This window comes from Methylobacterium sp., assembly GCF_019745455.1.
GTDB lineage: Bacteria > Pseudomonadota > Alphaproteobacteria > Rhizobiales > Beijerinckiaceae > Methylobacterium.
The window spans coordinates 1-3,563 of record NZ_JAIETD010000062.1 but is presented as its reverse complement, the minus strand read 5'-3'; the positions used below and the strand labels follow the sequence as shown (position 1 = coordinate 3,563).

Genomic DNA, 3,563 nt, shown 5'->3' with positions numbered 1-3,563 from the left:
GCTAGTTGAGAAGTAGCGAGCCGCTGCGGAACCTGCTAGTCGCCGTGTACGAGGTCTCCCTTCGCATACGCGCTGTGCAACTGCGGCGTAAGAGCTAATGTCTGGGGATAACGTGCGCGCCACCCTAATCTTGTGTGACCGTGGCGTGATTGGAAGGGAGACCTCGTGCCGCGCGACCCGTTCGGACCACCAATCCGCGTTGCCGTCCCCGCCGAATTTGCAAGCGAAGCGGCCCTTCTTACCCATCTCGGCATGACAGCCAAGGAGCTGAACAAAATCCGCTGGCACCGAGGAGGCATGTACCAATCTTTTGAGATTGCAAAGAATAAGGACAAGGGCAGGCTTATCAGTGCACCTGATGACCGCCTCAAACACCTTCAGCGACAGCTCCTGCGACTTCTCGATCCACTCTATACAGTCCGTAATCCGGTGCACGGGTTTGTCCTGCAGCGGTCGGTTAAAACCAACGCGCTGTCGCACCTTCGCCGAAGCTTCGTACTAAATCTCGACCTCCAGGACTTTTTTCCGACAATCACGGAGAACCGGATCGTCGGCATGCTGGAGGCACTTGGGATTGGCAGCAGTGTAGCTGCTGCCATCGGGTATCTTTGCTGCATTAATGGCCACTTGCCACAGGGCGCACCTACGAGCCCCTTGCTTTCCAACATGATCTGCTTCCGATTAGATAGAGAACTGCTCAACTTCGCCAAGGTAACGCGCTGCATCTACACGCGCTACGCTGACGACATTACCTTCTCCAGTCACCGACCGATGACTGCGCTATTCGAAGGACCACTCCCACTGGCCGGGCACTTCGCTCCCAATCTACTCGTCCCATCCCTGGTGGCACTTTTCGCCGGCAACGGCTTTACGATCAATCCGAGCAAGGCGCACTACGCCGATCGGCACTCTCGTCGGATGGTGACCGGCCTCAAGGTCAATGAGCTACTGAACGTCGATCGTCGATATATCCGCAACATTCGCGCGGCCCTTCACTCCGTCGAGACACTCGGCACGGTTGGGGCACAAGCGAAATATGAGGCGTCCGGCGGAAGTGCCAGCCTGGCTTCGCATCTCCTCGGCAAGATTGCCTGGATCAGTTACATTAAAGGTTCTTCGGACCCAGTGGTCCGCAGTATTGCACTTCGTTTCAACTGGTGCTTCCCCGATTGCAAGATAGAGGTCCTGCCGACGCCGATTGAGCGTCGTGATCGAGCGGTGTGGGTCGTGGAGCACGACGATGGCCAGGGAACTGGCTTCTTCCTGAACGGCGTTGGTTTCATCACCGCCGCGCACTGCGTGGCGGGTAAAAAGGAGGTCGAGATCTTCCATCCCTCGAAGCACTCCAACAGTTTCAAGGCGATAGTCTTGAAAAGCGACGATGACATGGATCTTGCCGTCCTTAGCCATGAGATCCCAGCTACCGAATATTATAAACTGGATCAAGCAGCGCTGCCGATTGCCACCGGCGCTCTGATGATAGCGGTTGGCTATCCCAAATGGGCGCCGGGCGACCCGCTCAACGTCAGGCCGGGTGTGGTTAGCACGATCACGGTCAAAAGTGCGGTTCGGCTGATTGAGGTGACCCAGAAGCTGACGCAAGGAATGTCTGGCGGCCCGCTTCTTGATGCCGATGGCGCCGTGGCAGGTGTGATTCACAAAGGCGGCCCCGAGGAAGGCCGCGACTTCGCGATCCACATCGACGTTTTGAACAGCTGGCTCGCCGCGGCGGCACCGTGACTCCGCCGCAATCGGCGGAGGCCGAGTTCTTGGGTGCAGCGGTTAAAGTCGAGCGCGCCAACCAGCATGCACCTTCGCGGACGAGGCCTGCCACTGGTTCTGCAAGGATTCTTACCAAGTCATTCAGACGCTTCATGTCGAAAGGCAGTACTACGAAGTGTACCTCCTGCAAGTGCTGGCCCGTTTGGTAAACTCCGTTAGCACAAGCGGGGAACGAAGGCGTAGCGGCCATGCTCCCAGTCCGGATGGAAGTCGGTTAGCTTCGGATCGGCCCCCTCATCCTGCACCAGTATCGCCATGACCTCGGGCGCGACGCGCAGAATGTAGGAATTGGCAGGCAATGCGAAGAGCTTCGGAATGGTGCGCAGGGTGTCAGCGTGCACGAGCAAATCCAAATCAATCAGGATGAGGAAGCGAGCCTTGTCTTCGTCGTAGAGGATTTGTGCCGCAGCGAATTCGGAAAGAGGTGGCAGATCGGCGAGCCACGACGGCTTGTCCGAAGTCACCAGCACCGATGCTGCGGGCAGCGGTCCAGCGGTGACGGCAGCGAAGCGGGTAGGATCGCCGGCTGCCTTCCAAACCTCGTGAATTTTATGGGTACCGACCAGCTGATCCCCTCGACGGCGTGCTTCGGCCAGCGGCGTGCGCTGCATCAACACGATGGGATCGGGTTCGGAAGTTTGATGACAGAGGAGGGAACCGACGAAGGGCATGATAAGCACCGGAGCTGACGGAGAAGAAGCGCGCAGAACGCGGTCGCTACGAGCTTGGCTAAGACTAGCCCCGCTGAATGTGCGACTTTGCCATATAGTCCGGCGCTCCTCGCCACCTCAGGCGCATCGTTACGCTTGGTAAGCAGCCGACGAAGGACTCAAGACAATCGTCCGCGCTCTTGCAATTTATGATCGGAATGCCTGCGAGTTACGGCCCCGATGGGGAGGGCTGAAGGACGAAGCTGACGCAATCGCACGCTCTGAGGCTAGCCGAGAGTTGGGCCGTGTTCGGCGAAGAGCTGTTAGCCTGTAGAACAGACCGAGTTGACGCCCGTCGATCATGACGAAGATGCTTGAGCGGCGGTCTGCCACGGGTTCATGCTTGCGCTCAGAACATGATGCGCCCGACCGCCTGTGCGGCAGCGGCGTAGGCTGACAGGGGACGGTTGGCGACGAAGTGACGATCACGTTCGACGGGTAGTCCGAGGCGCCCGCGCAGTTCGGCCAGTTCAGCCAGGCTGACGTAGCCCAACTCCGGCGCGCCGAGACCGGGATCACAAAGCCCGAAGGCGCGGTCGGGCTCTTCCGGGTCGATCTCAGTCAGGAGCCAGGTTGCCTGAGCGTCCGGGGTGAACAGCTTGACGATAGGATGGGGATCGATGTCTTCACCGCGGACCGTACGGGCGCCGTTGGCAAGCAGCTGCGCACGCTGAGCCGCCGTGATGAGCACGGGGCGCGGCATCAGCGGCTGGCCCTGATGTGTTCGGGATGACGAAGAAGAATGAGCATGACGGCCTCGGCGTTGGCGACCGCGCGACGTGCACGGCCAAGCCAGCATTCAGGCTGAGATGCAGAAGTTCAGGCGGATGGCTGACGAGCCTACCGGCGTAGCGGACAGGCCGCAGATCCGGAGAACGCATCGACGGAGTGCAGTGAAACTACAACAGCAGAGGCGTCCGGAAGCAGTCCGGCTGTGTAACAGGCACCAGAGACAGAGTGTCGGAGGACGCTGGTTCGGAGCGGATCGGCCTAGCGCGGCGCGGCAAGCGAGTAAGAGGCTGCCGCAGCACATCGATAGCCGCAGAGGCAGGCGGGTAGAGAGGGAGAGAG

General features: G+C 59.7%; 3 protein-coding genes. 1 reads left to right on the top strand and 2 read right to left on the bottom strand.

Going from position 1 to position 3,563, the window contains the following annotated elements; translation table 11 throughout:
* The first annotated feature begins 165 nt into the window (after positions 1–165).
* Positions 166–1,740, top strand: a complete 1,575-nt coding sequence (locus K2Y56_RS14610; RefSeq protein WP_292508752.1) for a reverse transcriptase domain-containing protein — start codon at positions 166–168, stop codon at positions 1,738–1,740.
* 197 nt (positions 1,741–1,937) lie between these two features.
* Here K2Y56_RS14610 and K2Y56_RS14605 read toward each other — a convergent pair whose 3' ends face one another.
* Both K2Y56_RS14605 and K2Y56_RS14600 read right to left on the bottom strand, forming a co-directional pair.
* Positions 1,938–2,453, bottom strand: coding sequence for a hypothetical protein (locus K2Y56_RS14605; RefSeq protein WP_292508750.1), 516 nt, complete (start codon positions 2,451–2,453; stop codon positions 1,938–1,940).
* Between the two features lie 388 nt (positions 2,454–2,841).
* On the bottom strand, positions 2,842–3,195 hold the full coding sequence (locus K2Y56_RS14600; protein ID WP_292508747.1) for a DUF2958 domain-containing protein: 354 nt from the start codon (positions 3,193–3,195) through the stop codon (positions 2,842–2,844).
* Positions 3,196–3,563 lie beyond the last annotated feature (368 nt).

Excerpts from the sequence above, each read along its gene's own strand:
- K2Y56_RS14605 (WP_292508750.1), bottom strand. The coding sequence starts at position 2,453 with ATGCCCTTCGTCGGTTCCCTCCTCTGTCATCAAACTTCCGAACCCGAT.
- K2Y56_RS14600 (WP_292508747.1), bottom strand. The coding sequence starts at position 3,195 with ATGCCGCGCCCCGTGCTCATCACGGCGGCTCAGCGTGCGCAGCTGCTT.